Annotated in this window: 28 protein-coding genes and 1 pseudogene; 22 read left to right on the top strand and 7 right to left on the bottom strand. The window is 60.4% G+C overall.

Annotated elements, in window-relative coordinates:
• Nucleotides 1–2: 2 nt before the first annotated feature.
• The 3 genes from SINAC_RS02555 (at nucleotide 3) to SINAC_RS41720 (ending at nucleotide 1,258) form a co-directional block, all read left to right on the top strand.
• A complete protein-coding gene (locus SINAC_RS02555; RefSeq protein WP_015244136.1) occupies nucleotides 3–431 on the top strand; it encodes a TIGR03067 domain-containing protein in 429 nt (142 codons plus the stop codon).
• A gap of 173 nt (nucleotides 432–604) precedes the next feature.
• Nucleotides 605–1,027, top strand: coding sequence for a TIGR03067 domain-containing protein (locus SINAC_RS02560; RefSeq protein WP_020467419.1), 423 nt, complete (start codon nucleotides 605–607; stop codon nucleotides 1,025–1,027).
• A gap of 36 nt (nucleotides 1,028–1,063) precedes the next feature.
• Nucleotides 1,064–1,258: a transposase gene (locus SINAC_RS41720; RefSeq protein WP_157579403.1), complete on the top strand. Its 195-nt coding sequence runs from the start codon at nucleotides 1,064–1,066 to the stop codon at nucleotides 1,256–1,258.
• 284 nt (nucleotides 1,259–1,542) lie between these two features.
• Here SINAC_RS41720 and SINAC_RS37825 read toward each other — a convergent pair whose 3' ends face one another.
• The gene (locus SINAC_RS37825) at nucleotides 1,543–2,025 is read right to left on the bottom strand and encodes a hypothetical protein (protein ID WP_020467417.1); all 483 of its coding nucleotides are present in this window, start codon (nucleotides 2,023–2,025) and stop codon (nucleotides 1,543–1,545) included.
• Between the two features lie 52 nt (nucleotides 2,026–2,077).
• On the opposite strand from SINAC_RS37825, the gene SINAC_RS39595 reads away from it, so the two are divergent.
• The 4 genes from SINAC_RS39595 to SINAC_RS02585 all read left to right on the top strand — a co-directional run bounded on the left by SINAC_RS39595 (nucleotide 2,078) and on the right by SINAC_RS02585 (nucleotide 4,843).
• Nucleotides 2,078–2,200 (top strand): helix-turn-helix domain-containing protein, encoded by a 123-nt coding sequence (locus SINAC_RS39595; RefSeq protein WP_020467416.1) that lies wholly within the window; start codon nucleotides 2,078–2,080, stop codon nucleotides 2,198–2,200.
• A 246-nt stretch (nucleotides 2,201–2,446) separates the two neighbouring features.
• Nucleotides 2,447–2,674 carry a hypothetical protein gene (locus SINAC_RS02575; RefSeq protein ID WP_015244139.1) on the top strand — a complete coding sequence of 76 codons (228 nt, stop codon included), beginning with the start codon at nucleotides 2,447–2,449 and terminating at the stop codon, nucleotides 2,672–2,674.
• Between the two features lie 259 nt (nucleotides 2,675–2,933).
• Nucleotides 2,934–3,482 (top strand): dihydrofolate reductase family protein, encoded by a 549-nt coding sequence (locus tag SINAC_RS02580; protein WP_015244140.1) that lies wholly within the window; start codon nucleotides 2,934–2,936, stop codon nucleotides 3,480–3,482.
• 209 nt (nucleotides 3,483–3,691) lie between these two features.
• Complete coding sequence (locus SINAC_RS02585; RefSeq protein WP_015244141.1) at nucleotides 3,692–4,843, top strand: C45 family peptidase; 1,152 nt, start codon at nucleotides 3,692–3,694, stop codon at nucleotides 4,841–4,843.
• A gap of 407 nt (nucleotides 4,844–5,250) precedes the next feature.
• Here the strand turns inward: SINAC_RS02585 and SINAC_RS42150 are convergent.
• Nucleotides 5,251–5,921: pseudogene (locus SINAC_RS42150) on the bottom strand (transposase); the annotation flags it as partial.
• Nucleotides 5,922–6,163: 242 nt separating this feature from the next.
• Here SINAC_RS42150 and SINAC_RS02595 point away from each other — a divergent pair.
• Nucleotides 6,164–6,481, top strand: coding sequence for a hypothetical protein (locus SINAC_RS02595; protein ID WP_015244142.1), 318 nt, complete (start codon nucleotides 6,164–6,166; stop codon nucleotides 6,479–6,481).
• A 182-nt stretch (nucleotides 6,482–6,663) separates the two neighbouring features.
• Here SINAC_RS02595 and SINAC_RS02600 read toward each other — a convergent pair whose 3' ends face one another.
• Together SINAC_RS02600 and SINAC_RS41490 are read right to left on the bottom strand one after the other, a co-directional pair.
• Nucleotides 6,664–7,473 (bottom strand): IS5 family transposase, encoded by an 810-nt coding sequence (locus SINAC_RS02600; RefSeq protein ID WP_015244143.1) that lies wholly within the window; start codon nucleotides 7,471–7,473, stop codon nucleotides 6,664–6,666.
• Nucleotides 7,474–8,169: 696 nt separating this feature from the next.
• Nucleotides 8,170–8,292 carry a hypothetical protein gene (locus tag SINAC_RS41490; protein WP_015244145.1) on the bottom strand — a complete coding sequence of 41 codons (123 nt, stop codon included), beginning with the start codon at nucleotides 8,290–8,292 and terminating at the stop codon, nucleotides 8,170–8,172.
• Nucleotides 8,293–8,475: 183 nt separating this feature from the next.
• On the opposite strand from SINAC_RS41490, the gene SINAC_RS02610 reads away from it, so the two are divergent.
• The 7 genes from SINAC_RS02610 to SINAC_RS02640 all read left to right on the top strand — a co-directional run bounded on the left by SINAC_RS02610 (nucleotide 8,476) and on the right by SINAC_RS02640 (nucleotide 14,491).
• The gene (locus tag SINAC_RS02610; RefSeq protein ID WP_015244146.1) at nucleotides 8,476–8,913 is read left to right on the top strand and encodes a helix-turn-helix domain-containing protein; all 438 of its coding nucleotides are present in this window, start codon (nucleotides 8,476–8,478) and stop codon (nucleotides 8,911–8,913) included.
• Between the two features lie 528 nt (nucleotides 8,914–9,441).
• On the top strand, nucleotides 9,442–9,771 hold the full coding sequence (locus SINAC_RS40775; protein WP_174377927.1) for a hypothetical protein: 330 nt from the start codon (nucleotides 9,442–9,444) through the stop codon (nucleotides 9,769–9,771).
• Nucleotides 9,772–9,993: 222 nt separating this feature from the next.
• Nucleotides 9,994–10,557 (top strand): D-sedoheptulose-7-phosphate isomerase, encoded by a 564-nt coding sequence (locus SINAC_RS02620; RefSeq protein ID WP_015244149.1) that lies wholly within the window; start codon nucleotides 9,994–9,996, stop codon nucleotides 10,555–10,557.
• Nucleotides 10,554–11,387: an HAD family hydrolase gene (locus SINAC_RS02625; RefSeq protein WP_015244150.1), complete on the top strand. Its 834-nt coding sequence runs from the start codon at nucleotides 10,554–10,556 to the stop codon at nucleotides 11,385–11,387. The genes SINAC_RS02620 and SINAC_RS02625 overlap by 4 nt, the downstream gene beginning before the upstream one ends.
• Nucleotides 11,384–12,493 carry a hypothetical protein gene (locus SINAC_RS02630; protein WP_015244151.1) on the top strand — a complete coding sequence of 370 codons (1,110 nt, stop codon included), beginning with the start codon at nucleotides 11,384–11,386 and terminating at the stop codon, nucleotides 12,491–12,493. Before SINAC_RS02625 ends, SINAC_RS02630 begins: the two co-directional genes overlap by 4 nt.
• Nucleotides 12,490–13,515: a bifunctional heptose 7-phosphate kinase/heptose 1-phosphate adenyltransferase gene (locus tag SINAC_RS02635; protein WP_015244152.1), complete on the top strand. Its 1,026-nt coding sequence runs from the start codon at nucleotides 12,490–12,492 to the stop codon at nucleotides 13,513–13,515. Before SINAC_RS02630 ends, SINAC_RS02635 begins: the two co-directional genes overlap by 4 nt.
• A gap of 229 nt (nucleotides 13,516–13,744) precedes the next feature.
• Entirely contained in the window at nucleotides 13,745–14,491 is a 747-nt protein-coding gene (locus tag SINAC_RS02640) for a GNAT family N-acetyltransferase (RefSeq protein WP_015244153.1), read from the top strand.
• 86 nt (nucleotides 14,492–14,577) lie between these two features.
• Here SINAC_RS02640 and SINAC_RS02645 read toward each other — a convergent pair whose 3' ends face one another.
• Nucleotides 14,578–15,015 carry a hypothetical protein gene (locus tag SINAC_RS02645; RefSeq protein ID WP_237722883.1) on the bottom strand — a complete coding sequence of 146 codons (438 nt, stop codon included), beginning with the start codon at nucleotides 15,013–15,015 and terminating at the stop codon, nucleotides 14,578–14,580.
• Nucleotides 15,016–15,120: 105 nt separating this feature from the next.
• Here SINAC_RS02645 and SINAC_RS02650 point away from each other — a divergent pair, with 105 nt between their 5' ends.
• Nucleotides 15,121–16,332, top strand: a complete 1,212-nt coding sequence (locus tag SINAC_RS02650; protein WP_015244155.1) for a DNA polymerase Y family protein — start codon at nucleotides 15,121–15,123, stop codon at nucleotides 16,330–16,332.
• A 76-nt stretch (nucleotides 16,333–16,408) separates the two neighbouring features.
• On the opposite strand, the gene SINAC_RS02655 is transcribed toward SINAC_RS02650, so the two are convergent.
• The gene (locus SINAC_RS02655; protein ID WP_015244156.1) at nucleotides 16,409–17,386 is read right to left on the bottom strand and encodes a DUF72 domain-containing protein; all 978 of its coding nucleotides are present in this window, start codon (nucleotides 17,384–17,386) and stop codon (nucleotides 16,409–16,411) included.
• 998 nt (nucleotides 17,387–18,384) lie between these two features.
• On the opposite strand from SINAC_RS02655, the gene SINAC_RS02660 reads away from it, so the two are divergent.
• The 5 genes from SINAC_RS02660 to SINAC_RS02680 all read left to right on the top strand — a co-directional run bounded on the left by SINAC_RS02660 (nucleotide 18,385) and on the right by SINAC_RS02680 (nucleotide 23,351).
• Nucleotides 18,385–19,017 (top strand): DUF2239 family protein, encoded by a 633-nt coding sequence (locus SINAC_RS02660; RefSeq protein WP_015244157.1) that lies wholly within the window; start codon nucleotides 18,385–18,387, stop codon nucleotides 19,015–19,017.
• Nucleotides 19,018–19,462: 445 nt separating this feature from the next.
• The gene (locus tag SINAC_RS02665) at nucleotides 19,463–19,822 is read left to right on the top strand and encodes an RNA recognition motif domain-containing protein (RefSeq protein WP_015244158.1); all 360 of its coding nucleotides are present in this window, start codon (nucleotides 19,463–19,465) and stop codon (nucleotides 19,820–19,822) included.
• 410 nt (nucleotides 19,823–20,232) lie between these two features.
• The gene (locus SINAC_RS02670) at nucleotides 20,233–20,850 is read left to right on the top strand and encodes a hypothetical protein (RefSeq protein WP_244884924.1); all 618 of its coding nucleotides are present in this window, start codon (nucleotides 20,233–20,235) and stop codon (nucleotides 20,848–20,850) included.
• A 229-nt stretch (nucleotides 20,851–21,079) separates the two neighbouring features.
• Nucleotides 21,080–21,574, top strand: a complete 495-nt coding sequence (locus SINAC_RS02675) for a hypothetical protein (RefSeq protein ID WP_154673907.1) — start codon at nucleotides 21,080–21,082, stop codon at nucleotides 21,572–21,574.
• Between the two features lie 391 nt (nucleotides 21,575–21,965).
• Nucleotides 21,966–23,351 carry an IS4 family transposase gene (locus SINAC_RS02680; RefSeq protein ID WP_015244161.1) on the top strand — a complete coding sequence of 462 codons (1,386 nt, stop codon included), beginning with the start codon at nucleotides 21,966–21,968 and terminating at the stop codon, nucleotides 23,349–23,351.
• 308 nt (nucleotides 23,352–23,659) lie between these two features.
• Here SINAC_RS02680 and SINAC_RS02685 read toward each other — a convergent pair whose 3' ends face one another.
• Entirely contained in the window at nucleotides 23,660–24,622 is a 963-nt protein-coding gene (locus tag SINAC_RS02685; protein WP_015244162.1) for a pseudouridine-5'-phosphate glycosidase, read from the bottom strand.
• Nucleotides 24,623–24,809: 187 nt separating this feature from the next.
• Between SINAC_RS02685 and SINAC_RS02690 the strand changes: the two genes are divergently transcribed.
• Entirely contained in the window at nucleotides 24,810–26,141 is a 1,332-nt protein-coding gene (locus SINAC_RS02690) for an FHA domain-containing serine/threonine-protein kinase (protein ID WP_020467408.1), read from the top strand.
• Nucleotides 26,142–26,162: the final 21 nt, after the last annotated feature.

Consider the following 26,162-nt stretch of genomic DNA (forward strand, 5'->3'; position numbering starts at 1 on the left):
CCATGCGAAGGTACGTCGTGGCAATTCTGATGGCCTGTGCCTCGCTTTCTGCCGATGCTCCGAAAGAGGGGGCATCGGACGCAGACAAGGCGAAAATTCAAGGCGGCTGGTTCACGTCGTCTAGCCAGATCGATGGTGGATCCGTTGAGGTCTATCTTACCGAGCCCGATTTGATCTTCGAGAATAACGAACTCGTCCTCTACGGAATGCGGTTGGGTCGTTACACCCTCAATGCTTCAAAAACTCCCAAGACGATGGATTGGATTATCGACAGAGGATATGGCAAGGGTACGACTGCGGGGATTTATACGATCAAGGATGACGTGCTTACAATTTGCTTGGCGGGAGCTCCTGGCCTGCCACGTCCAGATAGTTTCACCTCAAAGAAGGGGTCAAAACGCCAACTCTTCGTCTACAAGAGAAAACTTTGAAGTGAGGAGGAAATAAACAAAAAGGGGGACATAGCAAATAATCGTCGCGTACCTGAGACGATTATTTGCTATGTCCCCCTTTTTGTGTCCGTTCATGTTGTTAGCGTGTGCGATCATCTTCTTGAACGTTCTTCTCCGCTCTTTTTGTTAGGGTCTAAGGAGAGGTCATGCGAATGTACGTCGCGACAATTCTGTTGGCCTGTGCTGCACTTTCTGCCGCTGCCCCGAAAGAGGGAGCGTCGGAAGCCGACAAGGCGAAAATTCAAGGCGCCTGGTTCACGTCATCTTACAAGGCTGACGGCGATGTGCTTGTTGTCTATCTTACCGAACCCGATTTGGTCTTCGAGAATGACGAACTCGTCCTCTACGGGATGCGGGCGGGCCGTTACACCATCGATGCTTCAAAAACTCCCAAGACCATGGATTGGGTTATCGATAGGGGATATGACAAAGGAACAACATCAGGAATCTATATGATAAAAGATGGGGTGCTTACGGTTTGCTTGGCGGGAGCTCCTGGCCTGCCGCGTCCCGATACTTTTACGTCAAAGAAGGGATCAAAACACCGGCTGTATGTCTATAAGAGAAGTCTGTGAGCCATCCGCGAAAGCGGTGAGGAGGCGCATTCCGCCGTGCGGGACGTCCTCGACGCCATCCTCTATCTCCTCCGCACCGGATGCCAGTGGCGTTACTTGCCCATCGACTTCCCCCGCCCCCCAAGAGCACCGTCCGGCGCTACTTCAACCAGTGGCGTCGGGACGGGACGTTGGACCGGATCCATGACCTGCTCAGACGGAGGAAAAAAGGGGGACATAGGAATGGCATGAAGCTAAGAATTAACTCCTTGGCTCATCAGGTTGTTGCGCAATTCCGCTCGTGGCTTTCTCATCAAATCATACTGCTTCGGACGCCGCTTCTTCACTCGGGGTTCGACGCGATCGGCTCGATCAGGATTGACCACCAACTTTGGTAGCTCGCCTCCCGGTTTCGCATGCATCAACCAACGCAAGGCGTCGATGAAACTGATCCGCTCCACGTCCACTCTTTGACGTTTCGCCGCCTCAATCATTACGATACGCACCAAATTGTAAACGATTGCATAGACTACTAGTTATTTGAGAATGCTTTCAACAGTAATGTGCTTCAGTGCATCCATTTTCATAGTCTGTTTCAAGTGGCGTAGATCGAGCTCCACTCGCAACCTCATGCCATAGAGCTTCGCGAGCGCTTCCAGCGGATAGAACTCCGCGTCCAGGAGCGTCGTCACCAGCGTCACATGCTTCTTCCGGAACCCCGGGCGTCCGACGTCATACCGCAATTCGCGAACCACCAGCGTGTCCGGCAACGCGGCATATTCCTCCGCCGTCATCCACTCGGGAGGATCGACCGGCTTGAACCACACCACGACCTGATCGAGCACCCCAAGGCTCCTCAGCCAGCGAGACCGGGGCAGGCCCTTTTTGCTGGCCTTCACGCCAGCGAGGAAGTGCGGACGCCCCGGCGTGAAGTCGACGATCTGACGCTGATGCACGCGGAATACCGCGTGGACGAGGCGTTGGCTCAATCGGGCGATCGGAAACAAAAAGGGGGACATAGCAAATAATCGTCGCTTACCTGAGACGATTATTTGCTATGTCCCCCTTTTTGTGTCTGGAGACGACGCGAGGCTGGTCCGTCGGCTCAAGGCCGAGCGGATGAGCCGCTCGAAGATCGCGCGGCGGCTGGGGATCGGCCGGACCTTGGTGCGGAGGACCTTGGCCGCGAGTTGAGAGCCATTCGGCCCACGCTCATTGGCCTCGCCGCGTCAAGGGTGGGGAATACCAGGATGCCGTGCGGTACACGGATTCCGTGCTCTGGCCCATCTGTGCGTGAATCTCACGCCCCCGACGACCGCCCCGAATCGGCCTTGCCGGGCGTGGCCAACCGGATGCCACACCCTCGAGGACGTTGCCCCAGCCTCCCGATGCCGTTATTTTCGTCCAATCGTGCGATAATAACCGCCCAGGAGCCATCTGATGGACTGGAGCCGGGAATACGAGATCATCTTCGGCAGCGACGTGGACAACGACGGCGTCTACCTGGAGGCCCGCGACCGTAACACCGACGAGATTGTGATGCTGTCGTTCTACTCGGGCGGGAAGCTCTCCTACCTGCCGCCAGCCGAGGGGCTTCCCGAAGGGTTCGAGGACTGGTTCCGGGAGGAGACCGAGCGGAGGCTGCCGGACCCGCAAGAGGGATCGTAGCGGTTCAGCCAAAAGGGCCGACAGTCGCGCAGAACCCGACGGCGTAGCCGGCTCGCCTGCCTCATCGGCCACACGGACGGCTCGATGCTGGCCAAGGTCTACTCGCATGTGGACAAGGACGACGCCCACTTGAAGAGGGTGCTGGTGGATTGACGCACTCGATCCAGCCTCGCTGCTCCTGTAGAATGGCGGACGGAGGTGCCGAATGAATTGCCAGCGAGAACAGCACATGATCAATCGGCAAGGCGAGTAATATTTCATGCGACCACTTCGTTATTCCATCAACGTCACATTGGACGGGTGCTGCGATCATCACGCAATAATCCCGGACGAAGAGTTGCATCGTCACGCGGTCGAAAACCTCGACAGGGCCGATGCTCTCCTCTTTGGCCGCGTGACTTACGAGATGATGGAGGCGGCGTTTCGGCCGCCTGCGGGGTCGGAGGCGAGGCCCGATTGGATGGAACCCTTTGCCCGGACGATCGACGCGGCGAAGAAGTACGTCGTGTCGAGCACCCTGGCCCGGGTTGATTGGAACGCAGAGCTCGTGCGCGGGGACCTGGAGAAGGCCGTTCAGCAGCTTAAGCGGGAGCCGGGCAAGGGATTGTTCGTAGGAGGCGTGAAGCTCCCGCTGGCGTTGACGGAGATGGGATTGATCGATGAGTACGAGTTCGTAGTGCAGCCCAAGCTTGCGGGCCATGGGCCGACGTTGTTCGCGGGGCTATCGAAGCACGTCGACTTAAAGCTCGTGAGCCGGCTGGAGTTCGGGTCTGGGGCGGTGGCGATGCGGTATGAGCCGAGAAGGTAGCCTGCGCTTGTCAGCGTTGCCGCCGCAAGTAGCCAGCATCCTGCTCGCAGGTTTGGACGACCCGCAGGAGCGGGTATCGCATTCGCGTTGGATTTCGGTTACTCAATCGTGAGCCCATTACTTGTTGTCTGTGGTTGCTTGTGTGCTGATCTGAAGCAGCAAGAGGTTTCGTCAGAATTGCTCAGCAACCCAGACCGAAAGGACAAACGATGAATGCCAAACGGCTGGTCCCAGGACTACTCGCCGCCCTCGCAGCCTTCACGGTGCAAAGCGTGGAGGCCTGCACCATATTTGTGATCACCGACGCCAATCGGGTCTTGTTCTGCAACAACGAAGACTGGTCGAATCCGAAGTCGAGAATTTGGTTCGCCCCTGAGGGCGATGGGTATCTGGGTTGTGCCTATGTCGGATTCGACCACGGCTGGGCGCAAGGTGGGCTGAACACGAAAGGCCTCGCTTTCGATTGGGTGGCGGGGGCCATGGGAAAATGGAAGCCTGGCACCGACATGAAGGTCGCTCGGGGGAATCCGAGTGAGCGGATGCTGGAGACCTGTGCCACCGTCGATGAGGCCATCGCTTTCTTTCGACAATACCGTGAACTGAGTTTCGCCCATGCCAAGATCCTTGTTGCTGACAGCAGCGGCAAGTCTGTGATTATCGGTGCCAAGGATGGCAAGTTGCAGATTGATGAAGGCTCCCAGTGCCGTGGTTTCGGTTACGGACAGAAAACCCTCGACAAGATGTTGCCGCCCGCGCCCGAACCCACCGTGGCCAACGGCGCGGGTATTTTGCGGGCCTGTTTACAGGACGGCAAGAATGGCACCAAGTATTCCAACATCTTCGACCTCAAGTCCGGCGACATTCACCTCTTTCCGGCTTCAAGGTTATCCGACGGGGTGAAACTCAACTTGGCGGCCGAGCTCACGAAGGGCGAGCACTACTACGACATCCCTCGTATCAGCGAACAGATGACACAATTGCCCATGCCGCTGCTCAACAACATGAAACGACTTTTCTTGGATCAGTTCAAACCAATTCCGGATACAGAGCCTGGCATTACCAAACGCATCCGGGTCATCCTTGAAAATCTCCTTGACGGCGTCGCCAGAGCCGAGGACTACACCGCCGAGTTCTGGACGAAGATCAAACAAGACGAAGTACAGGCAATAACGGATTTCAAATTGCTCGGAAAGATCGCGTCGTTGACCTTGGTTGAACGCAAGGCTGAAGGCGAAAACCACAGCCATCGCTATCTCGTGGGATTCAAAGATGTGATGGAGGTGGAAGTGCAACTCCGATTTGTGCTCGACCAGAAGGATAGGGTTGTCCTCGTCGAGTTGGAAGGCATTGAGTATAAGTAGCCGTTCACGCGCGTCGGGAGCCCTGGCTTACCCCACCTAGCCGCAAAGCCCCTGCCTTCAGGCATGGCGATACAACACCCAGACCTCATTCGGGTGCCCGATCCGGGTCCGCATCGGCGCCGGGTTAGGCGGCTCAGTTCGCGGGTTCGCTAACGCTGAAGAGTACGACCAGATCGCCTACACGGACGCGGCACACATCGAATACCGCACCGAGCCCGCTCACCCCGTAGCGGCTGAAGCCCTGCGGAGAGGAGTCCGCAGGCCCGGCGAAGTAGGCCCAGGCCGAATAGCTCAGTCGGCAGATCGCAGCGCCGTCCGGCCCGTTGGCGAAGCCATCTAGCGAAATGGACGCCCCATCAACGCGGATCGTCCAAATTCAGTAGTTCGGATTGATGGCCTTCGAGGTACTACGACGTAACAGCATCTGGCAGAAGCCTTTCAGACAACGTCGTATCCACGAGGCTATACATTTCAATGGCTGCCTCGAAAAGCCACAGCAATATCGTCCTCAATCGCAGCCGCTCCAGGTGAAGTTCTCCGCCCCCGCGACGCGGTTTCGAGAGCACCGCATGATGCAGCCAAATCCAAAGGTTTCGCAGTAGGAACCCGATCGCCACGTACAAGAACCGGACCTCGAATCGCTTCGAGGTCGTCCGGATCCGGCATTGATTCATCTGACGATAGCTCGTCTCGATCCCGAACCGGGTTCGGTACGCCTGTTTCACCCAGTCGAACCCTTGCACGGCTTGAAGACGTTCGAGCCGCTGGGACCCAGTGGGTGTTTCACCGAACGTCCGCGACCGACCACAGGCATCAGAAACGGCGTCCGCGCCTGCTGGAGATAGCGGATCACCTCGACGCTGTAAAATCCGCGATCCAGGACCGTGAAGCGGACCTTGATCCCGGCGGCGCGGACCTGCCGGAGCAGTTCGCGGACGACCTCGGTCATCGTCGTCTTTCGAGTCGCGGCCATCAACGCCATGGTGTATCGCGAGCCCTTGCGGATCACGTAGGCGGTGGCGTAACCGTAGAACGAGCACGTGCCTCTCTTGGCCTGGCTCCGCATGACCGAGGGGTTGGGCTGGAATGCCTGAACGGCGTAGCGGTAGACTTGGGCGGGTGTCAGGGTGCCGGTGGACTTGCGCATCGTACCCTCCGTGAGTGACGGGTTGAGCACAAGTCATTTTCATGGAGGAGCTTGAGTCTGTCACGCCCTGACGCTCCCTCGATTCCCGATCACCGAACTACTGAGATTGGTCAAAGTCCAGGATTCGCAGAAACCGGATACTCACCCAACCGCCGATGAACAGGAGCGCGAAAATGTTTTCTCGAGCGTTGTTTTCGCCGATTCTCGCGATCAACCTGGCGGCAGTCGCAATCCTTATCGCAACGAGTGCAAACGCAGCCGAAGACGCCAATCGTCCCGGTCTGGAGAGGCCGGCTCCCTACGTCGGTCATGGGTCGACGTTCGATGGATACCTCTGGCATCCCGAGGGATTCTCCAACGATGACCCAGTCATCGATCCCACGGTTCACTCAAGGAGAAGGATTCTCTACTTGATTGGTAGTTTTACCACGACGGCGGTCGTTGTGATCTTCCTTCTTGTCAAACGGCAACGATCTCTCAAGCAGGCCTGAACTGAGCAATGCTTGAACGAAGCTTCAACCAAGCCCGAACAGGCTCTGTCCCAGCAGCCCGGTGGGCTGGTCGGACCCAGTTGCTGGTCAGGGTGCCAACGAGCGAATTCATCACGTGAACTTCCGTCTTGAGCTTTCCTTGGTTCGGATTGGTGATACCCGGCTCGTGTCCTTAGAGCGTGTTATGAACTCCACTCAAATAGCGGAGCAGCCTTTCGGAGCATCAACAAGCTGAATGCGACGTAGTGCAACCCGGCGAGCGTCTCGGAGAGCCGCTCGTAATCCTTCGCCAACCGGCGGAATCGCGCCGCCCAACCGAACGAACGTTCCACGACCCAGCGGCGCGGAAGCAGCACGAACCCGCGCTTCGCATCGTCCAGCTTCACAACTTCGAGGATGATCCCCTGGTGGGCCGCTGCATCGAATGCCTCCTCGCTGGTGTAGCCTTGGTCGACATAGGCCAGTTCGACCGACTCGCCCGTCGCCTCTTGGACGGCTTTGGCCAGCGTGTCGACCTGGGCCCGCTCTTGCTCGTTGGCTGGGGTCACGTGCAGCGCCAGCAGATGTCCGAGCGTATCCACGGCCATGTGGACCTTGGACCCCTTGCGACGCTTGTACCCATCGTAGCCCGCACGGCCACCACTCTCGGGGGTCGACTGGATGGTTCGTCCGTCGAAGATGACGGCCGTCGGCTTGGGTTCTCTCTTGCCAGCGAAGCGGAGCACGGCTCGAAGGTCGTGGACAATGGCCTCGAAACAGCCGGCGGCAAGCCAGCGGCGGGTCTGCTGATCGCCCATCTCCCAAGGAGGGAAGTCGGCGGGCAGGTAACGCCATGGTGCTCCGCTTCGGACGAGCCAACGCAAGGTGTCGAAGACGTCGCGGAGGTTGTGGACTCGCTGGCCGGCATCTTCAGGAAGCAGGCAAATATCAGGGAGAACGAACTCCCATTCGGCATCGGTGATGTCGCTGGGGTAGGGTTGGTGCGTGATCATACCCTAAACTACGTTCGCCACTGAACTACAGTTCATAACACGCTCTAAGGATAAGTAACCGTTCACGCCACGTCACCCAGAATCGATGGCTTCTGAAATCCATTTTGGTGGGCCGTGATGGCTTGCGTGAGGCCCTGGGACCGGCAACTGGTCACCGGGGGTAGGGAGAGGGGATCGATCATGCGGACTCCTTGAAGAAAAGGCTTTGCTCGGGGGATGGGATCCTCCGGGTCGGTGGCGATTGCTCCACCTCGCGCTTCGCTTGCAGGATCTCGGCAAAGGCCTGCTCCTCGGCCGCACGCCAGCCGAGGCCCTGGGGGACTCGAGGGCGTTCGCACGATGGCCCCAACGCTCACGCCAGGCGGCGGGCCAGGAGGCCAGGAGGGGACGCCAGGAGAGTGGTGAGGGCTCTTCGCGGGCCGCAACAAGCTCAGGGGCAGGCAAGCTGGCCACCGGGGGGCTGAAGCTCCTGCACCCAGGCCGGTAAGGTCGCTCTGGATTTCTGGAGACCGCTCACAAGTCTCTCTCCTGTTTAACGTCCTCAACGTCCGCGACGTCCGCGGACAGAACTAATGCAGAGTCTACTTTGAAGCAACACGCACGCGAGTAACGCGTGCATTTGTATGGTCGCGGACGTCGCGGACGTCGCGGACGTCGCGGACGTCGCGGACGTCGCGGACGTCGCGGACGTCGCGGTCAGTAAGCCGCCGTGACGAGCGCCTTGAGCCTGATCCCCTCGTACTCTCTGATCCGATTCCCGTCCGTGAGCCGCCGAACACGACCACAACACTCGGGGCGGCGGGAACAGTCGGTCTTCATCAACTCACCCTCCGGTTGTTGGCCAACGCATTCGGCGGCCAATCAGTGATTCCTCAACAGAAGACATTGGTAACGATCCGCGGCGTTCCTCGTACAATATTACCGCATTCGTGGTTTCATTCAATATGTTCGACGTCGAATCCACTAAAATTTCTCGAAGAGGGTTCCCAACGGTGGGGGGTGATGCTTATTGATGAGGGGATGGAATTTTCAGCGAAGTTGAAGAAACTGATGAAGCAGCAGCGGTACTCGCAGACCGACGTGGCGGTGCAGGTTGAGGTTTCGCAGAGTTTGGTGAGTTTGTGGACGAAGGGGGAGCGGGTTCCTGACTTGAGGGTGTCGGCCAAGCTGGCCAGGCTGTTCGGGGTGGACCTGGATTACCTGGCGGACGATGCGCAAGACGAGCCGCCCGCCTCGGAGTTCACCGAGTGGGAGCGGGCGGTGATCGACCTGATTCACGCGTTGGGGCTGGAGAAGAGTGAGGCGTTGCGTCGCCTGGCGACCCCTGCAGCGGCCGGGATCAGCGTTGACCCGAAGCCGTTCCCACCGGCCGGGCCGTCGATCCCGTCTGGAGCGCCCGCTTATCAGCCAGAGAGACCTCGGAAGAAACAGCCTGGATGATCGTCCCGTCGGCGTCCGTCTTCGAGCCGGGTGGTCGTCGCCCAGGTCGCTTGTCCTGTGAGAATCGCTCTATTCCGCCCGATTTTGCGGCCGTCGCGACGCCAAGTGCTCTTCCCTCTTGGGGAATGCAGCGCAGCAACGTTCGCTCCTCGGTGACGTGCTTGGCCGTGTGTCGCGGCGACACCGGCACCAACAAGGCGCTCCAGGCCTTCAAACTCCAGGCCAGGCTGGCCGTCACCATTACGCTCAGTTGCTCACCAGATCATTGACCGGTGCCGTCGACATCAAGGACGGCTTGGGTGAAGAACTCGGGGGGCTGCTGTGCCCCAACCCGCCGCCTTGTTTCAATTGATGGCGTCCATCCGCGCGCCGACATGGGCTTCATGGGTAGCGGCTCTCAAAAAAAAGAAGATTTCAACCACGAATGACACAAATAACACGAATGAAGAAATGAAGGGAAAATAATGAATTGAATTTGTTGTTTTGATTCGTGTTATTTGTGTCATTCGTGGTTAAAATCTTCTCTTCTTGGCCGCTCATCCGTGGGTGCCAGCGTTCGAGTTGTCCTGGTCGCTCTTCGACCTGCCCGCTTACGGCACGATGATGCAGAGCATCGCGCGGGCCAATGCAGAGGATGCTCTGAGGGGCGACTCCTACGCCAACACCGACATCGCGGTCCGCCTGGTGTTCTTCGGCTCCGATGGGGGAGGCGATCCCTACGGGTTCGACCCGGAGGATGTGACCGACCCGGCCATCGGCGCGTGTTCCAGTGACGCGAGGCGGGACGTGCCGAGCGGGTGGCCTGTCGCTGGTGAAGTTCTCGAGGCGAGCGCCGGTCATCCGTGGGTTGCGGCGTAACTCTTCGCCCCAGCGGGATTTATCTTGGACCTTGTTGGGGGGGGCGGCTATCATGACGGATCGGGTCGCCTGCCAGATCACCACGAAAATTCCCCAACGCTTCGGAATGGGGTTGGGGTTGTTTATGATCAAGTCGCGGCCCGATGGCTGCGCGGGAATGGCCATTGCGTTGCCTCCTACTGAAAACAGTCCGCGATTTCGCTCGGAGGACGAGTCAAGCTCATGCGATCCTGGCTTTCTGAGTATCTTGTAGCTCAACATCGCGCCTTGGATTCCATTCCCCTCGATGGGGTCGAGAAGCTGATCGATACCGTCCGGCAAGCGTGGCGCGACGATCGGCAGATCTTCGCCATCGGGAACGGCGGGAATGCAGCGAACGCCTCGCACTTCGCGACCGACCTCGGCAAGGGCGCGAGCGATAAGACCGGCAAGCGGTTTCGCGTTCTCACCCTGGCCGACAACTCGGCCTGGCTCACGGCGCTGGGGAATGACTACTGCTTCGACGACGTCTTCCTCCGCTCCTTGCAAAACTACGCGAAGGCGGGCGACGTCCTGATCGCGAGTAGCGTGAGCGGAAACTCGCCCAATCTTGTCCGTGCATTCGAATGGGCCGGCCAGAACGGGCTGCACACCGTCGCGCTCGTGGGTGCCAAGCGTGGGCGGCTGGCCGAGATCGCCGGGCAGACGCTGGTCATTGAGGACTCCCACTACGGTCGAGTCGAAGATGCTCAAATGACGATTCTTCACATGCTCTGCTACGCATTCATGGACGGAGGCGCCGCGTGAGTAAGCCCGTCTTTTCCGGAGAGGTCATCCTCCGGCCCACGTTCGCTCCGCGCCCTGGGATCAGCCATGTCCTGTTCGACTTCGACGGCACGCTTTCGCTGATTCGCCAAGGCTGGCCCGAAGTCATGGTCCCCATGTTCACCGAGGTCCTCCCACCGCTCGACGGCGAGAGCGACGCCGATCGACAGCGGCTGGCTTTTGAGGACATCATGCGCCTCAACGGCAAGCAGACGATTTACCAGATGATGCAGCTCGCCGACCGGATCCGCGAGCGCGGCGGAGAGCCTCGCGAGCCGCTCTGGTACAAGCACGAATACCTGCGACGCCTGGATGAGCGGATCGCCGCCCGAGCCGAAGGCCTGAAAGCCGGCACCATTCACCCCGACGACTTGCTCGTCTTCGGAGCGTCGGCGTTGATGGAAAACCTCCAACGCCGTGGGCTTTCCCTCTATCTGGCCAGTGGCACCGACGAGCCCTTCGTCAAGCGAGAAGCCGAGCTCCTCGGGCTCACGCGGTACTTCGGCGAACATATCTACGGCGCACAGGACGACTACAAGTCGTTCTCCAAGAAGATGGTCATCGACCGCCTTCTCAGCGAGAACAACATTCCAGGGGAGCAATTGCTGTCGTTTGGCGACGGCTATGTGGAGATCGAGAATACCAAACAAGTCGGCGGGCTCGCCGTCGCGGTTGCCAGCGACGAGGCGAACAACGGCTCGGGCCGCATGGACGAATGGAAACGTGATCGACTCTCTGGGGTTGGGGCGGACCTGATTATCCCTGACTTTCGTGATGCCGCACCCCTCCTGGAGCTGATCCTGGGACAATGAACTCCACTCCACTCGATCTCTCCCGGCTCAAGGTTTTCCCCTTGAGCGATCGCGACAGCCTGACGCGTGTTGAAGACATCCTGATTGCGCCGGACGTCGCCCCCGCCCCCTGCCCCGAGCCGCTCGCCTCTGCCATTCGTCGGTGTGCGTCGGATGTCTTGAAGGCGAGGGCGAACGGTGCCGGCGTGATCCTGATCTACGGCGCGCATCTGCTTCGCAACGGCGCGGCGTTGCTGCTTGCAAAGATGATGGAGCGGGGTTGGATCACCCACCTCGCCACCAACGGCGCGGGCACGATCCACGACTGGGAATACTCCTGGCTCGGCCGCTCCACGGAAAGCGTGCGCGCCAACGTGGCGACGGGCACGTTCGGTTCGTGGGACGAAACCGGCAGGTATCTCCATCTCGCGCTGCTGGCGGGGGGCTTGAGAGGAGAGGGATACGGAGTGGCCCTCGGCCGGTTTATCGCCGAGGACGGCACGGACCTTCCCACCGCCGCCGAACTGGAAGCGATGCTGCGCGCCGAACCCAGCCATCCGCTCGCCCCGGCTCGGGCCGACCTCTTGCTCGCGATCCGCACCCATGACCTCCCTTCGGGTCGGATCGCGGTCGAGCACCGCTGGAAACAGGCTTCGATCCTCGCGCAGGCCTTTCTCCATAAGGTGCCGGTCTCGGTTCATCCCGGCATCGGCTACGACATCATCGCCAACCACCCCCTCTTTAACGGAGCCGCCATCGGACGTGCGGGGGCCCAGGACTTTCGACTCTTCGGCGGCTCGGTGGAGACTCTCGATGGGGGCGTGGTCCTCTCGGTCGGCTCGGCGATCATGGGGCCGCAGGTCTTTGAGAAAAGCCTGAGCTGTGCGAACAATCTCCGGATCCAGGACGGTCGCCCGACCGTTTCCGGCCATTCCATCCATGTCGTTGATCTTCAGGACGGCGGCGGCTGGGACTGGACGACCGGCGAGCCGCCCAAGACGAATCCTGCGTATTACCTGCGCTTCTGCAAGAGTTACGCCCGCATGGGCGGAGCCATGCATTACCTTCAATGCGACAATGCGGTTTTCGTTCAGAACCTCTACCACGAGATCTTGGCCCGCGCATGACGCCCGAGCGATTCCAGACCGTCACCTCACGTTATAAAACCCTTCGGATCGCGGTGGTGGGGGACTTCTGTCTCGACCGCTACCTGGAGATTGACCCCGCTCGTACCGAGATTTCCATCGAGACGGGGCTCCCTGTCCACAACGTGGTCCGGGTTCGCGCGCAGCCTGGGGGGGCGGGCACCATCGTCAACAATCTTGTCGCGCTCGGCATCGGCGAGATTATCGCGGTCGGCTTTTGTGGCGACGACGGTGAAGGCTACGAACTTCGCCGCGAGCTGGCCGCGATGGCAGGCGTGAAGCTCGATTTCTTCATCACGACCCCCGACCGAGTGACGTTCACGTACGCCAAGCCTCTGGTCATCTCTCCGGGGCAACCCCCTGTCGAGCTGAACCGGCTCGACGTCAAGAACTGGACGCCCACGCCCACGGCCATCGAAGCGAGGCTCACCGCCAGCTTGCAGGAAATCGCCCCAAAGATCGACGCTTTGATCGTGCTCGATCAAGTGGACGAGGCCGGGACTGGGGTCGTAACGCGGGGACTCCTTGCTTCCCTCGGCGAGCTTGCTGCGGCGAATCCAGGTCTGCCCGTGATCGCCGACTCCCGCCAGGGCCTTCGCGACTGGCCGCCCGTGAGCTTCAAGATGAACGCGGCCGAACTTGCGGCGCTCTTGAATCGAAACGAGGTGCTTTCGCTGGACGATGTCGCGGCGACTGCGGCCGAGTTTGCGGCAAGGAACGGCCGCCCGGTCTTTGTCACGCTCTCGGAACGCGGAATGATCGCCGCCGACCCCCAAGGGGCCGTCGATCACGTCGCCGCCCTTCCGGTTCGCGGCCCCATCGATATCGTTGGTGCTGGCGACTCCGTCACCGCCAACCTTGCCGCCGCGCTTGCGGGCGGCGCCTGTCTTCGCGAAGCCGCCGAACTCGCGGCGGTTGCCTCGTCCCTGGTGATCCACCAACTCGGGACCACCGGAACCGCAAGTGTGCGCGAACTCGCCGATCAGATTGCCCCGAAGAATTGAAGGAAACTTTGGCGTCGAATCATCATGTTTTTTGCGATCCGAGAATTGTGATTTGACGCCTCATTTTCCATGAAACGGGGAGAAACGCGGGCTTCTTCGTCGGGTCGCGCTGCGGGAGTTCCCGTCGCCACCAGCAATGGGTGGGACTTCAAAGCGACGGCTCTTATCGGCTATCCTGGCAGGCACACGTCGTTGACGATTGCCGGAGGCCCGAGCAGACGGTGATGCCATGGCAATTCAAGTGCGTCGCGCCGAGTATGAAGACGTGCGGTCGATGCGGGAGCTGTACCGCCAAGAAGTGGACTGCCAGATCATTCACGACTCGGTTCTGGCACGCGGCTTGGGCGATCCCTACCTGATTCTCATCGATGAGCGAATCAGCGGATATGGGGCCGTCTGGAACAAGTACGAAGTTGGCCGGCTCATGGAGTTTTATACTCTGCCTCATCGGCGCCCGAGCGCTCTGCCGATGTTTCGTGAGCTCCTGGCCGTCAGCCAGGCCACTCAGATCGAGGCACAAACGAATATCCCGTTGATGCTCACGATGCTCTTTGACTGTGCGGAGAACATTCGCTCGGAGAACATCCTGTTCCACGATGCGTCGACCACCCATCTCGCCTGTCCCAATGGCCTCTTTCGGAGCATCAGGCCGGAAGACCAGGCGCCCGAGGCGGATGCCGACTGGGTCCTTGAAGTGGACGGCGTTGTGGTGGCCTCGGGAGGATTCCTTTGCCACTATAATCCCCCTTACGGGGATGTTTATATGAGTGTGGTGGAATCGGCCCGGCGTCAAGGCTTTGGAAGCTATCTGGTTCAGGAAGTGAAGCGCGTCTGCTACGAAGCCGGCAAGAAGCCCGCCGCACGTTGCAATCCCGCCAACACCGCCTCGCGGCGCACCTTGGAAAGGGCGGGCTTTCTTCCGTGCGGGCGTCTGTTGGCGGGCGACGTCAGTCACTCGTTGATCCGCGGCAATTAGAATCCCCTGCCGTGCGTGTTGCTTCGCCGGGGGGATCGAGCGATGACGTTGCCGATGGGCGCCGCTCCCTTGCCTTGGACCGTGCTTCAGATCTGCTGATCGATGAAGACGGGCATCTGGGGGGAGTTGGTCATGACCTGGTAATAGTGGCTCGACGGCTGGCAGATCATGTAGACGACCGCACGGCCTCGTTCATCGGGCACGAGGAGGCCGCGGATCCCCCGCTCGATCAAATACCAGACGCCTCGGCGCTCCAGGCCGAACGAGGCGGGGATGTCCACGAGGATGGCTCCCGAGTCGTGCCAGCCCCCCTGCTCGATCGTCTTGCGCCAGGTCCAGCACGTTCGCGGCAGGAACTGGCTCTGCCCTTCGCTGTTCCCCCATCGCACGATCTGAAGCCGGCCGTCACGCCAGATCGGGAGTTGGGGGCGGCGGTCGCGAAAAAGGAAGCGGTACTCCGGCCGTTCACTTCGCATGTAGAAGTGCCGGTCCAAGCCGTATCGCCCGATCAATTCCGTGGGCAATTCGCTCCCTGCGATGGCGATTCCGAGGCACACGGTTAAATCGATTCGTCCTTGAGTTGAACTGTCCACCAGTTCAATACTATACTTGCGGCCATGAGTCAAGCGATGGTCGCACATCTCGACGCTGATTGCTTCTACGTCTCGGCGGAGCGGGTCCGCTACGAGCATTTGAACGGCCTGCCCGTGGGGGTGCTGGGCAATCAGGGGGCCTGCGTCATCGCCAAGAGTTATGAGATGAAGGCGGCTGGCGTATCCACTGGCGTCCCGATCTGGGAGGCGATGGCGAAATGTCCTGACGGTGTGTACGTGAAGCGTGACTTTCGGTGGTACGAGGTCCTGAGCCGTTTGATGCTCGAGGTGGTCAGCGAATTCTCACCGAAGGTTGAGTATTACAGCATCGACGAGTTCTTCTTCGAAGCGACCCCGCCCCCAGGCATGGACCATCAGCGCTACGCTGAAGTTGTGCGGGACCGGATCAAGGAGCGGGTCCAGATTCCGGTGACGGTCGGCATCGCCCGCTCGCGAACCCTGGCCAAGCTGATTAGCGACACCGCCAAACCGTTTGGGGCCAGGGCGGTCCTCGATCCCCAGGAGGAGACGGAACTCCTGGCGCGGCTTCCCGTCGCCGAGATCGCGGGGATCGCCGGGCGCCGGGAGCGCCAGCTTCAACTTTGGGGAATTCACACCTGCCTGGACCTGGCCCAGGCCGACCGTCGCCTGATCCGGGACTTGCTGACGGCCACTGGCGAATCGCTCTGGTGGGAGCTCAACGGGGATCCGGTTGTGCCGATTCACCCGGCCCGTCCTCTTCACAGGGCCTTGTCGCGCGGGGGGAGTTTCGGCGAGGCGACCGATGATCCGATGATGATTTATGCGTGGCTGATCCGCAACATGGAGCGGCTGATCGAAGAGCTTCGCTACCATAAAGTTCTGACCAAGCACGTTTCCCTCCGGGTGGGCTATCGCGATGGACAGGCGGGTGAAGGCCGGGCCTCCCTGGAATTTCCCAGCGACCGGTTCGACGTGCTGCTCGATGTGCTCCGCCCTTGCCTGCGTCACGCCTGGATCAAGCGGGTGCCGGCGAACCGGATGCACCTGATCGCCGACCACCTGACGCCTCGCGCGAACGCCCAGTTGGGCCTCTTCGAGTCGGGCGGCCAACGAGCCGATACGATCGCTGACCTCAAGCACGAGGTCAACAAGAAGATCGGCCGGTTCACCCTCCGAAGTGCCGCCACGCTGCCATTGGCCAGCATCTATCAAGATGAATCAAATGAGTGGGATATTTGTGATGTGAGAGGGAAAATATGTTTTTGATAATCGATTCACGATTGTTCGGATTTTTTAAAATGAATTCACGTTTTTTTGTGTTCTGTGGCTGAGTTTCTGACTCTCAATAAACTCCGAGTTGCTCCAGCACGGCCTCGATCGTCCCCGGGCTAAACCCTTCCAGGCGGTTGTTTGCAAAGAGGAATGCGGGTTTCTTGTGGGCCCTTGCATGGTTGGCCACCTGGACGAGGGCCGATCGAACGGCCGGGTTCGGCTCTTGGACGCGGTCGTAGGGTTCGAACAATTTGACCCCCTCGGCGAAGGTACGGCCTTTGGCGAGCAAAGCCCTGGCCACGATGAAGTCGGCGTCGAAGACGCCCGGCATTTTTGCCTGAGCCTCGAGCGGCGGCATGCGGGTCCAGGCGTTCAAGACGTGCGCCACTCCATACGCTTTCAGGAGGCCGAAGTAGGCCGGGCTCAGGTATTCCGGGTTGCGGATCTCGACGGCGTACCGGAACCCGCCCGGCAGCGCTTCGAGGAAGCTGTCGAGCCGGTAGTAGAAATCGTCCGGGGTCGGAAATTGGCTCTTGGGGAAGGTCCCGAACTCGAAGATCAAGGTGGCCACCCGTTCGGCATAAGGCCTGAGCCGGCGGAGAAAGAGGGTTTTGAGGAGCTCGACGTCCAGGAAATGGCTGTTGGTGGCGCCGGCCCTTGTGCCGTACCGGGCATGCTTCGGCCAGCATGCGACGGTAATATCCTCCGGGACCTTCAGCGCCATCGTGAACGAGCGGGGAGTGGCGTCGAAGAGCTTCGCCCAGAAGGGGGGCGAGGGGAACTGGTAGAACGTGAGGTCGCCGCAGACCGTGGTAAAGGTCTCGGCGTACTCGCTCAAACAATGCTCCTCGAACTTCTTCTTCGAGAACGTTCCTCGTGTCTCATAGCGATTCTTCGAATAAATCGATCCCACCCACCCCGGGTACTTCCACGAGCTTGTCCCGATGAAGATGCTCTGATCGGCCAGCGCACGCAGCTTTGGAGCCAACCGAGCCGCCAACGGGGGCCGGTCGTCTTCGGAATCAAAGAGAGGGAAGAGGGTGTCCATGACTCCATCTTATCCTGTCCTCGGCCCCAATGGCGACGTCAGTTGGGATGCCTTGCCGGGGAAAAATCTTCCAAACGGGGAGAGCAGGCCGAAGTCAAGCCCTTCACCCAAGGCGGCGAAGAAGAAGCCGCAAGGCGATGACCAGGCGGATCAGGCTGACCGAGGGAGGATGCGGTGGCCTGCCGAGAGAACCTCTCCCCCTCCTCGCGAAGGGCACGTCGGCTCGGCCGGACGATCTTCGAGCGGTTTGCTAATGGATGCGTGCTTGAAAGGCTCCTCGCCACCGATGGAACGCGAATCCGATCGAGGTTGTCCTGCCGCGTCCTCGAGCTTGAACACAAGGAATGCCGTCGCTTTCCGGCGAGACGACGCGACTTCACGGCCGGCATTCCCAAAGAAAATTGAGAAAAATAGGGACGGTTCCGTCGTGGTTGACGCTACCCCTTGGGGGTATCTATGCTTCTTGGTTTCCTGCCTGCTTCTGGCCTGTCTTGAGGCGTGTTTTCGCCTTGTCAAAAAGGAAAATGATTTCTGACGTTATTTTTAACGTGTGTATTGGTCGGGGAAATTGTCATTCATGCGAATAGTGAGTCGCACTCTTCTCCTAAAAGGGGAATAACGCGGTGGTTTGCTCCTGTGAAATTCGGAATTGCTGAATGCGGAACATGGGGAAATGACGATCCTGTTTTTGGGTTTGGATGCGACTGGATGCCTCGCTCTCCTCGAACCTTGGACTCACTCCGGTTTGTGATGGAGCCCGAGGGCGACGGTTTTGGATGAGTGGGAAAGACTTCTTCATCCTCAAGAAAAGACTTTGCTCTTCTTGCCCCACTCGCAATCGTGGTGCAATTGGCTGCGGCCATGGAGTTACTCCGGTCTCCCCCCCCTTTTCGCCTTTCGTAGACAATTTTGCCCGGGTGATATTGGTTTTTTGATTTTGCCCGGGTAAAATATTTCTTGTCCGCCGTTCATTGGGAAAAAAGTGGGGGGAGGCGACGATGAAGGATCGAGAATATGGCCGTTGCACGGCCTTTGAAGGGGTTCGACGGATTGCGTCGGGCGAACTGGGGCAAGTGGCGTTACGGGTCAAGGAGGTTCTTGACCGAGGGGAGACGGCCCCCGTTTTGATTTTCGACGACGTGACGAGCGAGCCGATCGAGGTGGACTTTCGGGGGACGGTCGAGGACGTGGCTGAGAGGCTTGAGAAAGCGGGGAGCATGGTCACGTCAGCCGATGCCCCGGCTCTGCCTGTTGCGCCACGGGGGCCGGGGCGTCCGAAGTTGGGGGTTGTGGCCCGCGAGGTGACCCTTTTGCCGCGTCATTGGGACTGGCTGAATGGGCAGCCCGGCGGGGCGTCGGTCGCGCTCCGCAAGCTGGTGGAAGCGGCGCGACGCGCGAACGAGGGGCGGGATCGGGCTCGCCGGGCGCAAGAGTCGGCCTACAGGTTCATGTCGACCATGGCCGGGAATTTCCCGGGGTTCGAGGAGGCGACTCGCGCCTTGTTCGCCAATGACCAGGAACGCCTCGAAGCCGAGATTCGCGATTGGCCCGAAGATGTTCGGAGCCACGTGGAGCAGCTTGTCCGGGAGACTTTGGTGCCCGCTTCCGACTCCCTGGCCGTGGAAGGATGATCAAGCAACCCCGAGGCGAATCTCAGAATTTTTTTAAAAGAAGGGGGTGGGAACGTACCCACCGCTTCAGACGCAGGAGGGGCATTACGCTCGAGGTGGCGGCGAGCCACTTCGAGCAAAAGGCCTCGATTCTCAGGAGATTATGAAGGTTTCGGGTCGTTCGAGTGGATGTGACGAGAGGTCTTGGGCCGACTTGCGCGACGGCCGATTCACCGATTCGACGATATTGCGAAGTTGTGTCAATCGCTCTATCCATTCATCACGAAAATTTGTTATACTCAACGTCGGTTGGTCTGACGACCGAGCAGCATTGCTGGCTCTTCCCGATCCGGTCCTTGCTTACCTCCCTCGCCTTTCTCACCCACCGGGATTCAACGGAATCCCCTTTCTTCTCGACCCTGAAAGCGTTTTGCGGGTCGTTTTGCCTTCGCCCGGGAGTTTGAGAGTGGCCAAGAAGCTGTATGTGGGCAACCTGACCTACAACGTGAATGAGTCCGACCTGGAAGCCCTGTTCTCCCAGTTCGGCACCGTGCAGAGCGCACAGATCATCGTCGACCGTGACACGAATCGCTCCAAAGGATTCGGCTTTGTTGAGATGGACACCGACGCCCAAGCCCAGGCGGCGATCCAGGGCCTCAACGGACATGATCACGACGGGCGCAACCTGACGGTCAACGAAGCCAAGCCCCGTGAAGCACGTGGCGGCGGCGGCGGCGGCGGCTACGGCGGCGGCGGTGGTGGTGGCTACGGTGGTGGTGGCGGCGGTGGTTACGGCGGCGGCGGTGGTGGTCGCGGCCGTTATTGATCGCCCCCTTGGATCGATCGGTGTCGAAGGGTTTGCCGGCGTAAACCCTTTGACGTCTCTCTCGCGACTCTGTCTCGGGAGAACCGGTCTGGTCGACCTCGTTTTGCGGGGTTGATCTTACGCCAATGCCCGGAGTCGCGAAGAGTAGCCGGATTGGTGCTCTCGCCCGACTCCGGTGTCGTCAAACAACTATCGGCCCGCATGCCTTGATTCATCAAGGCATGCGGGCCGATCTCCATTTCGAATGGATGTCGAGTGTGCCGTGTCTTCCGTTCGTTCGTTCACTCCATCGCGGGGTGGTCGCGAGCGACAGGACTTCGGAAAAGGGGATTTTAAGTTTTTGTCATTCGGGACGAAGAGTTCTGGGTCGACCTGATTGTTGTGATTCTGGGTGTGAATGGGCCATGCGAATGAAGCATAAAGTGGTCGATTGGCTCCTGGCCTTGAGCATCCTTCTTGGTTTCCTCATGGCGTGGCAATCTGGCCGTGAACGGAGCCGGCTGCGGGACAAGTATCAGCAACTGCACCGGATCGTTGGGGAACTTCTGATCGCAGACCCGTCCCAGGTCCACGTTCGGGCTTTGGAGACGAGGGAACCGCTCCATTTCGCTTGGCGGATCTCTCTGCCCGCGAACTACGCGTTGCAACTGAGTGACAAGGGGGGGAGCCAGGGACCGTCATCATCGACCGGTTCTCGCGAGTTCATTGCCCGCGTCCGGTTTCGCGAGGACGAACAGGGAGGCTTACAGGTTTATCAGAATTTCCTGGGAAGTAGTGTCACCCATAGTTTCGCAGACCCATCGCTCGCCGCGTTCTTGCGCGATCGTTGGGGGAAGATTATTGTGGAGCAGTTGGGGGCCGATCGCCTTGTCACGATCGCCCCGGATCGCTCGGCGGTGCTGCTCCGCTTGACGCTGCCCGAGGGTATGCAACGTGAGGCTCGGACGATACTCTCTCCCCATTCTGCTTCCGTGTACGTGCCGGTCGTCTACGAACTGAAGCTTGGCACCGATGCGCCGAAGCCGTGACCGAAGCCCTTTGGGAGCTTGGTTCGTGCCTGATCCTGTGTCCGCGTCTGAGCCCTTGCCCCCGCCTTTGGAATCGGGATCCACCAATCCCGTGGTGAAACGATTTGCTCGAACGCGGTGGCAAGTCGGGTTGCGAACCACGTGCTTATTGACGGCCGCGATTGCGGTTTGGATCACCGATTTCGTGAACCGGAGTCATAACGTGTGGCTCGGAGCGCGAATCCAGAGCATGCGTGTGCTGGCAAACGACCTGACCATCGACGATCCGAGCAAGATCGCCCTTGTGAAGCTGGATAGATTGTGGCCCGAGGAGCATCGTTGGGATCTTTACCTGCCAGCGGGAAGGTATCGTTTATGTGTAGCGACACGCGATATCGGTCAAGACGGTCTCGCTCCGGTCGTGCAAAGCCAGCCGATTGAGCCGGGCAGACATCGCCTGATCCTTTATCAGCAGCGGAGAAAAGACGGCTGGCGAGTCCTCGTCACCCGAGAGGGCAAGAGCCTGCTTTCGGTGGAGGAACCGACGGATTGGACCGTGGTGTCGAACTGGTCGGACGAAAGCCCAAGTTTGCCGAGTATCGTCGATCAACCCGCCGTCCTGTTGCGACGCCGTTTCATGCGTCCGGTTGGCCAGAGCAAAAGTCGAACGGTTACCCCGCTTTACCCTTGTGAAGGGATCCTGCTTTGGATTGAGCCCGTGAAGGTATCAAATCGCGAATCCTGATGATTTGAATTTTAATAGTGCTATTATGTTCGTGGTTTGTTTGATGAATTGGGATTCTTCATGTTGGTAAGGCAGCCACACGAGGTGTCGCTCACAGCGAGAGAAGAGTCTCTTCCTCGATTTCTGGAAGCCCCGAAGGGGCGGCCGTTAATAGCCAGGGGTGCAACCCCTGGCTATTAGTATGCGCTCAAATCTGTATGACTTGCAGCCCCGAAGGGGCGACCGTTTCTAGCCAGGGGTGAAACCCTTATCCTTACCAAGAACATTCGTACAGAATCCAGAGTTTCCCCCTGCTTTTTTCGGGCAATCTGGCATAGTCAATGCTTCTCTTGACCCACCCGTCGGTCTGACGGCCCGGGGCAAGGTACCCTGGCTTGCTCGGATGCTCATCATGAGTCCCACACTGACCGACCCTGAGGCTTGGGCCCAAGCCAATTTCGCCGGTGCCGATCTGGGCGACAAACGCCGAGAAACGCGGCTGATCCGACTCGCCACGCAAATCGCCGTGGATTCCTCGGCCAGTCTTCCGAAAGCGACGGGCAATTGGGACGACCTCAGGGCTGCTTATCGCCTGCTCGACTCCTCGGCCGTCAACTTCCGGGCGATTGCCGAGCCGCATTGGCGTTCGATCCGGGAAACCAGCCCCGAGATGGCCCTGATCCTTGACGACACCACCGAGATTGATTTCGGATGCACCCGACAGATTCAAGGCGTGGGGCCCGTTGGTACGGGCACAGGTCAGGGCTTCATGATCCACTCCGGATTGATGGTCTCCCACAAGGACGAGGTCGTCCACGGCCTCGCAGGCCAAATTCTCTTTCATCGCAAACCGGTTCCCAAGGGGGAGAGTCGGACGCAACGCCGCAAGCGCGATCGCGAGTCGGAGGTCTGGGGAAAACTCATCGAACTGATCGGTTCCCCGCCCCAAAACACACGCTGGGTTCACGTCATGGACCGTGGATCCGACGATTTCGAGGTCTATTGCCGCGCCCAGCGTCAGGGCGTCGATTGGGTCGGACGGGTCAAGAGCCTGCACCGACGCGTCCAGGGTGCCGATGGTCTCGAACGCCCGTTGCAGGAGGAACTCGAATCGGTACCGCAAGCGGGTTGCTTCACGCTCAAGCTGCGGTCTCGTCCCGGATTGCCGGCGCGAACCGCCAAGCTCACCGTCACGTTCGTGCGGGCGACGATGCTCGTACCGCGGCAGCCCGCGGACTCGCTGAAGGGTCTCGATCCGCAACCGATCGCGCAATACGTGGTGTGTGTGCGTGAGGTCGATCCGCCCGCCTCGGTCAAAGAACCGATCGAATGGGTGCTGTACACTTCTCTGGAAGTGGCCTGCCTTGAGGATGCGTTGCGGATCATTTCCTATTATGAAAAGAGATGGCTGATCGAAGAATGGCACAAAGCGTTGAAATCGGGTTGCAGTGCAGCCGATCATCAACTCAAGGCGAGCCATCGGCTGGAGGCGCTGACGGGTCTGCTGTCAGTGGTGGCGGTACGGCTCTTGCAGTTGAAAGGGATCGCCCGATCGGAACCGGAACGGCCGGCGATCGAAGCCGCCCCGCCAAAATATGTGGCCGTGCTCCGCGCGTTTCGGCGAACGACTGAGGCGTTGCCATGGGGAACGTATCAGTTTTTTCGGGAGTTGGCGAAACTCGGGGGATTCCTGGGACGGAAGGGGGACGGTGAGCCGGGATGGCAAACGATCTGGAGGGGATGGATGAAGCTCCAAGCGATGGTTCAGGGGGCTGAGCTGGACCTTCGCTTGGAGTAGCATTACTGCGCAAACGTTCTTGGTAAGGACAAGGGTGAAACCCCTGGAAACAGGATGAACTCAAATTAGTATGACTTGCAGCCCTGAAGGGGCGACCGTTAAAGGCGTCAGGCTCATTCGGACGGTCGCCCCTTGGAACGCTGACGAAACAACTTTCTCATTTCCTGGGGGGATGGGTGGTCCGATTTCGGGAAATGGTTTCGTCAGCGTTCCTCGGGGCTGGCAAAGGCCGCCATGCCGCTGGCCGTCGAGACGCAGGACCACCCAGGCGGCGGGCAGTCGCTATTGAAAATGAAAACAATCGGATGTTATTTGGATTTCGTTCCGTGTTGCCCATGCTTTCCGTGGTGGAAATCCTCGCTCGCCGCCAGGGCCACCGCCACGTCACCGGCCAGGCGGGCGTTGGCGAGGATGAGGGCTTGATTGGCACGCAGGCCGCGACCCTCGGTGGCCTGGCGGATTCGGTCGAGGAGGAAGGGAGTGACTGCCTTGCCGGAGATCCGCTGATGACGGGCCTCGGCCAGGGCGGAAGCGAGGGCGTCGTCCATTGCACCGGCATCAAGGGCGTCGGCCTCGGGGACTGGCTGCGTCAAGATGACGGCGGCGGGGAGGCGGAGGGCACGGTGGGCGTGGACCAGGGCCGCTGCTTCGTCGGCTGACTCCACGCGCGCCTCCAGGGCGAGGCCGCTCGATCGGGTCAGAAATGCGGGCAATTCGCTGGTCTGGTAGCCGACGACGGGAACTCCGCGGGTCTCCAGGGCGTCGAGGGTGGCGGGCATGTCGAGGATCGACTTGATCCCCGAGCAGACCACCAAGGCGCCGTCGGCGCGGGCGAGCTCGTCGAGGTCGTTGGAGACGTCGAAGGTCGTCGCCGCCTCGCGGTGGACTCCCCCCAGCCCGCCGGTGGCCATCACGCCGATCCCCTGCCCTCGTGCGATCCAGAGGGTCGCCGATACGGTGGTCGCGGCGTCGAGCCGCCGCGCGACGGCCTGGGAGAGGTCGCGCCGGCCGGCCTTCAGGAATGTCCCGGCGCGGGCCAGGTGCTCCAGCTCCAGGGCCGAGAGGCCGACCCGGATCCGGCCGGCGACGACCGCGATCGTGGCCGGTGTGGCCCCCGCCGCCCGGACGGCCGCCTCGGCCCCTTGCGCTGTTTCGAGGTTTGCGGGCCAAGGGAGCCCCTGGGCGACCAGGGTCGACTCCAAGGCCACAACGGCTCGCCCCTCGGCCAGGGCCTCCTTGACTTCGGCTGCGATCTCGTAAATGTCCGCCATCAGAGAAAACGCTCCTGACCGTCCCGGTTCGCGCTCGGCTCGGTTCGCCTATTTAGGAAAAAACCAACAGATGAACGAGCGGCTCGGTTGTGACCCGCCGGATCTTAGCCATAAAGGACTCCGACCCTGGCCTTGCCTGGAGTATAATGGGCAAGAACTCAGATTGGGGAGGACCAACGGCGCCACAATGCGAGTGATCTTGGATGTTCTCGAAGGCCCGCGTCAGGGTCGTTCGTTCGTATTCGATCGGCACGATACGTTTATCGTGGGTCGGTCGCGGTTCGTCCATTGTCCGGTGCCCGAGGACACCGCGCTCTCGCGCGACCACTTCTTGATCGAGATCAATCCGCCTCGGTGCGAGGTCCGCGACCTGGGGAGCACCAACGGAACTTTCGTCAATGAACGCCGGGTCGACCGGGCCAAGCTGAACTCGGGGGACCGGATCGCGGCCGGGCAGAGCATTTTCCGGGTCCGGGTCGAGACGGCGTCAAAGACGAGCGAGATGGATACGCAGACCGGGAGTCGGACGTTGTCGGTCGCCCTGGACGCGCATCCCAAGCCGATCCAGTGCGCGGGGTGCGGCTCGCCCGCCCCGCTGGGGATCGACGTGGCGAGCGGCCCGAACCAGGTGGCGGGCGAGTCGGTCGAGTGGCTCTGCGACTTCTGCCGGGCCGAGTCGTCGTCGCTGCCCCAGCCGGTCCCCCACTTCACCACTGTCCGCGAGCTGGGCCGAGGGGCGATGGGGGTCGTCTACCAGGCGAAGCACAACGAGACCGGGAAGTTGGTCGCGCTCAAGCTGATCGTCCCCGAGTCGGCCGCCGCGCGTTCGGCTGTCGACCGCTTCTTGCGCGAGATGTCGGTCATCAGCCAGTTGAAGCATCCGAACATCGTCGAGTGGCTCGAACAGGGGATGACCCGAGGGCAGTTCTGGTTCGCGATGGAGTACGTCGCGGGCTCGAACCTGGAAGCTCTGGCCAACTCGGCCCCGGGACGCTACCCGATCTCGCAGGCTTGCCGGATGGCTTGCCAGGTTCTCAAGGGGCTCGAGCAAGCGCACCGGCTCGGGTTCGTCCATCGCGACATCAAGCCCGAGAACATCCTGATCGGCCGCCGGCCGGAAGGCCTGGTCGCCAAGATCTCCGACTTCGGCCTGGCCAAGAGCTTTCGCGGGCTCGGGCTGTCGGGCCTGACCTTCTCGGGCGAGATGCGCGGGACCGTTCCGTTCATGCCGCCCGAGCAGATGCTCGACTTCAAGACGGTGCTCCCCTCGGGCGACCTTTACGCCAGCGCCGCGACGCTCTATTACCTGCTCACCAGCCAGTTCATCTACGACCAGGTGGCCGAAGGGGGGGACTTGATCCGCACCCTCCTGGAAGAGCCCCCGGTGCCGGTCCGCAAGCGCCGCCCCGACATCCCGGCCGCCCTGGCCGCCGTCCTCCAGAAGTGCCTCGCCCGCGACCCGAAGGACCGCTACCCCACCGCCTCGGCGATGCGCCAGGCCTTGCGGCCGTTCTGCTGAGGAGAGGGCGGCGCTGCGCAG

Origin of the sequence: Singulisphaera acidiphila DSM 18658, assembly GCF_000242455.2 — a bacterium.
Lineage (GTDB): Bacteria > Planctomycetota > Planctomycetia > Isosphaerales > Isosphaeraceae > Singulisphaera > Singulisphaera acidiphila.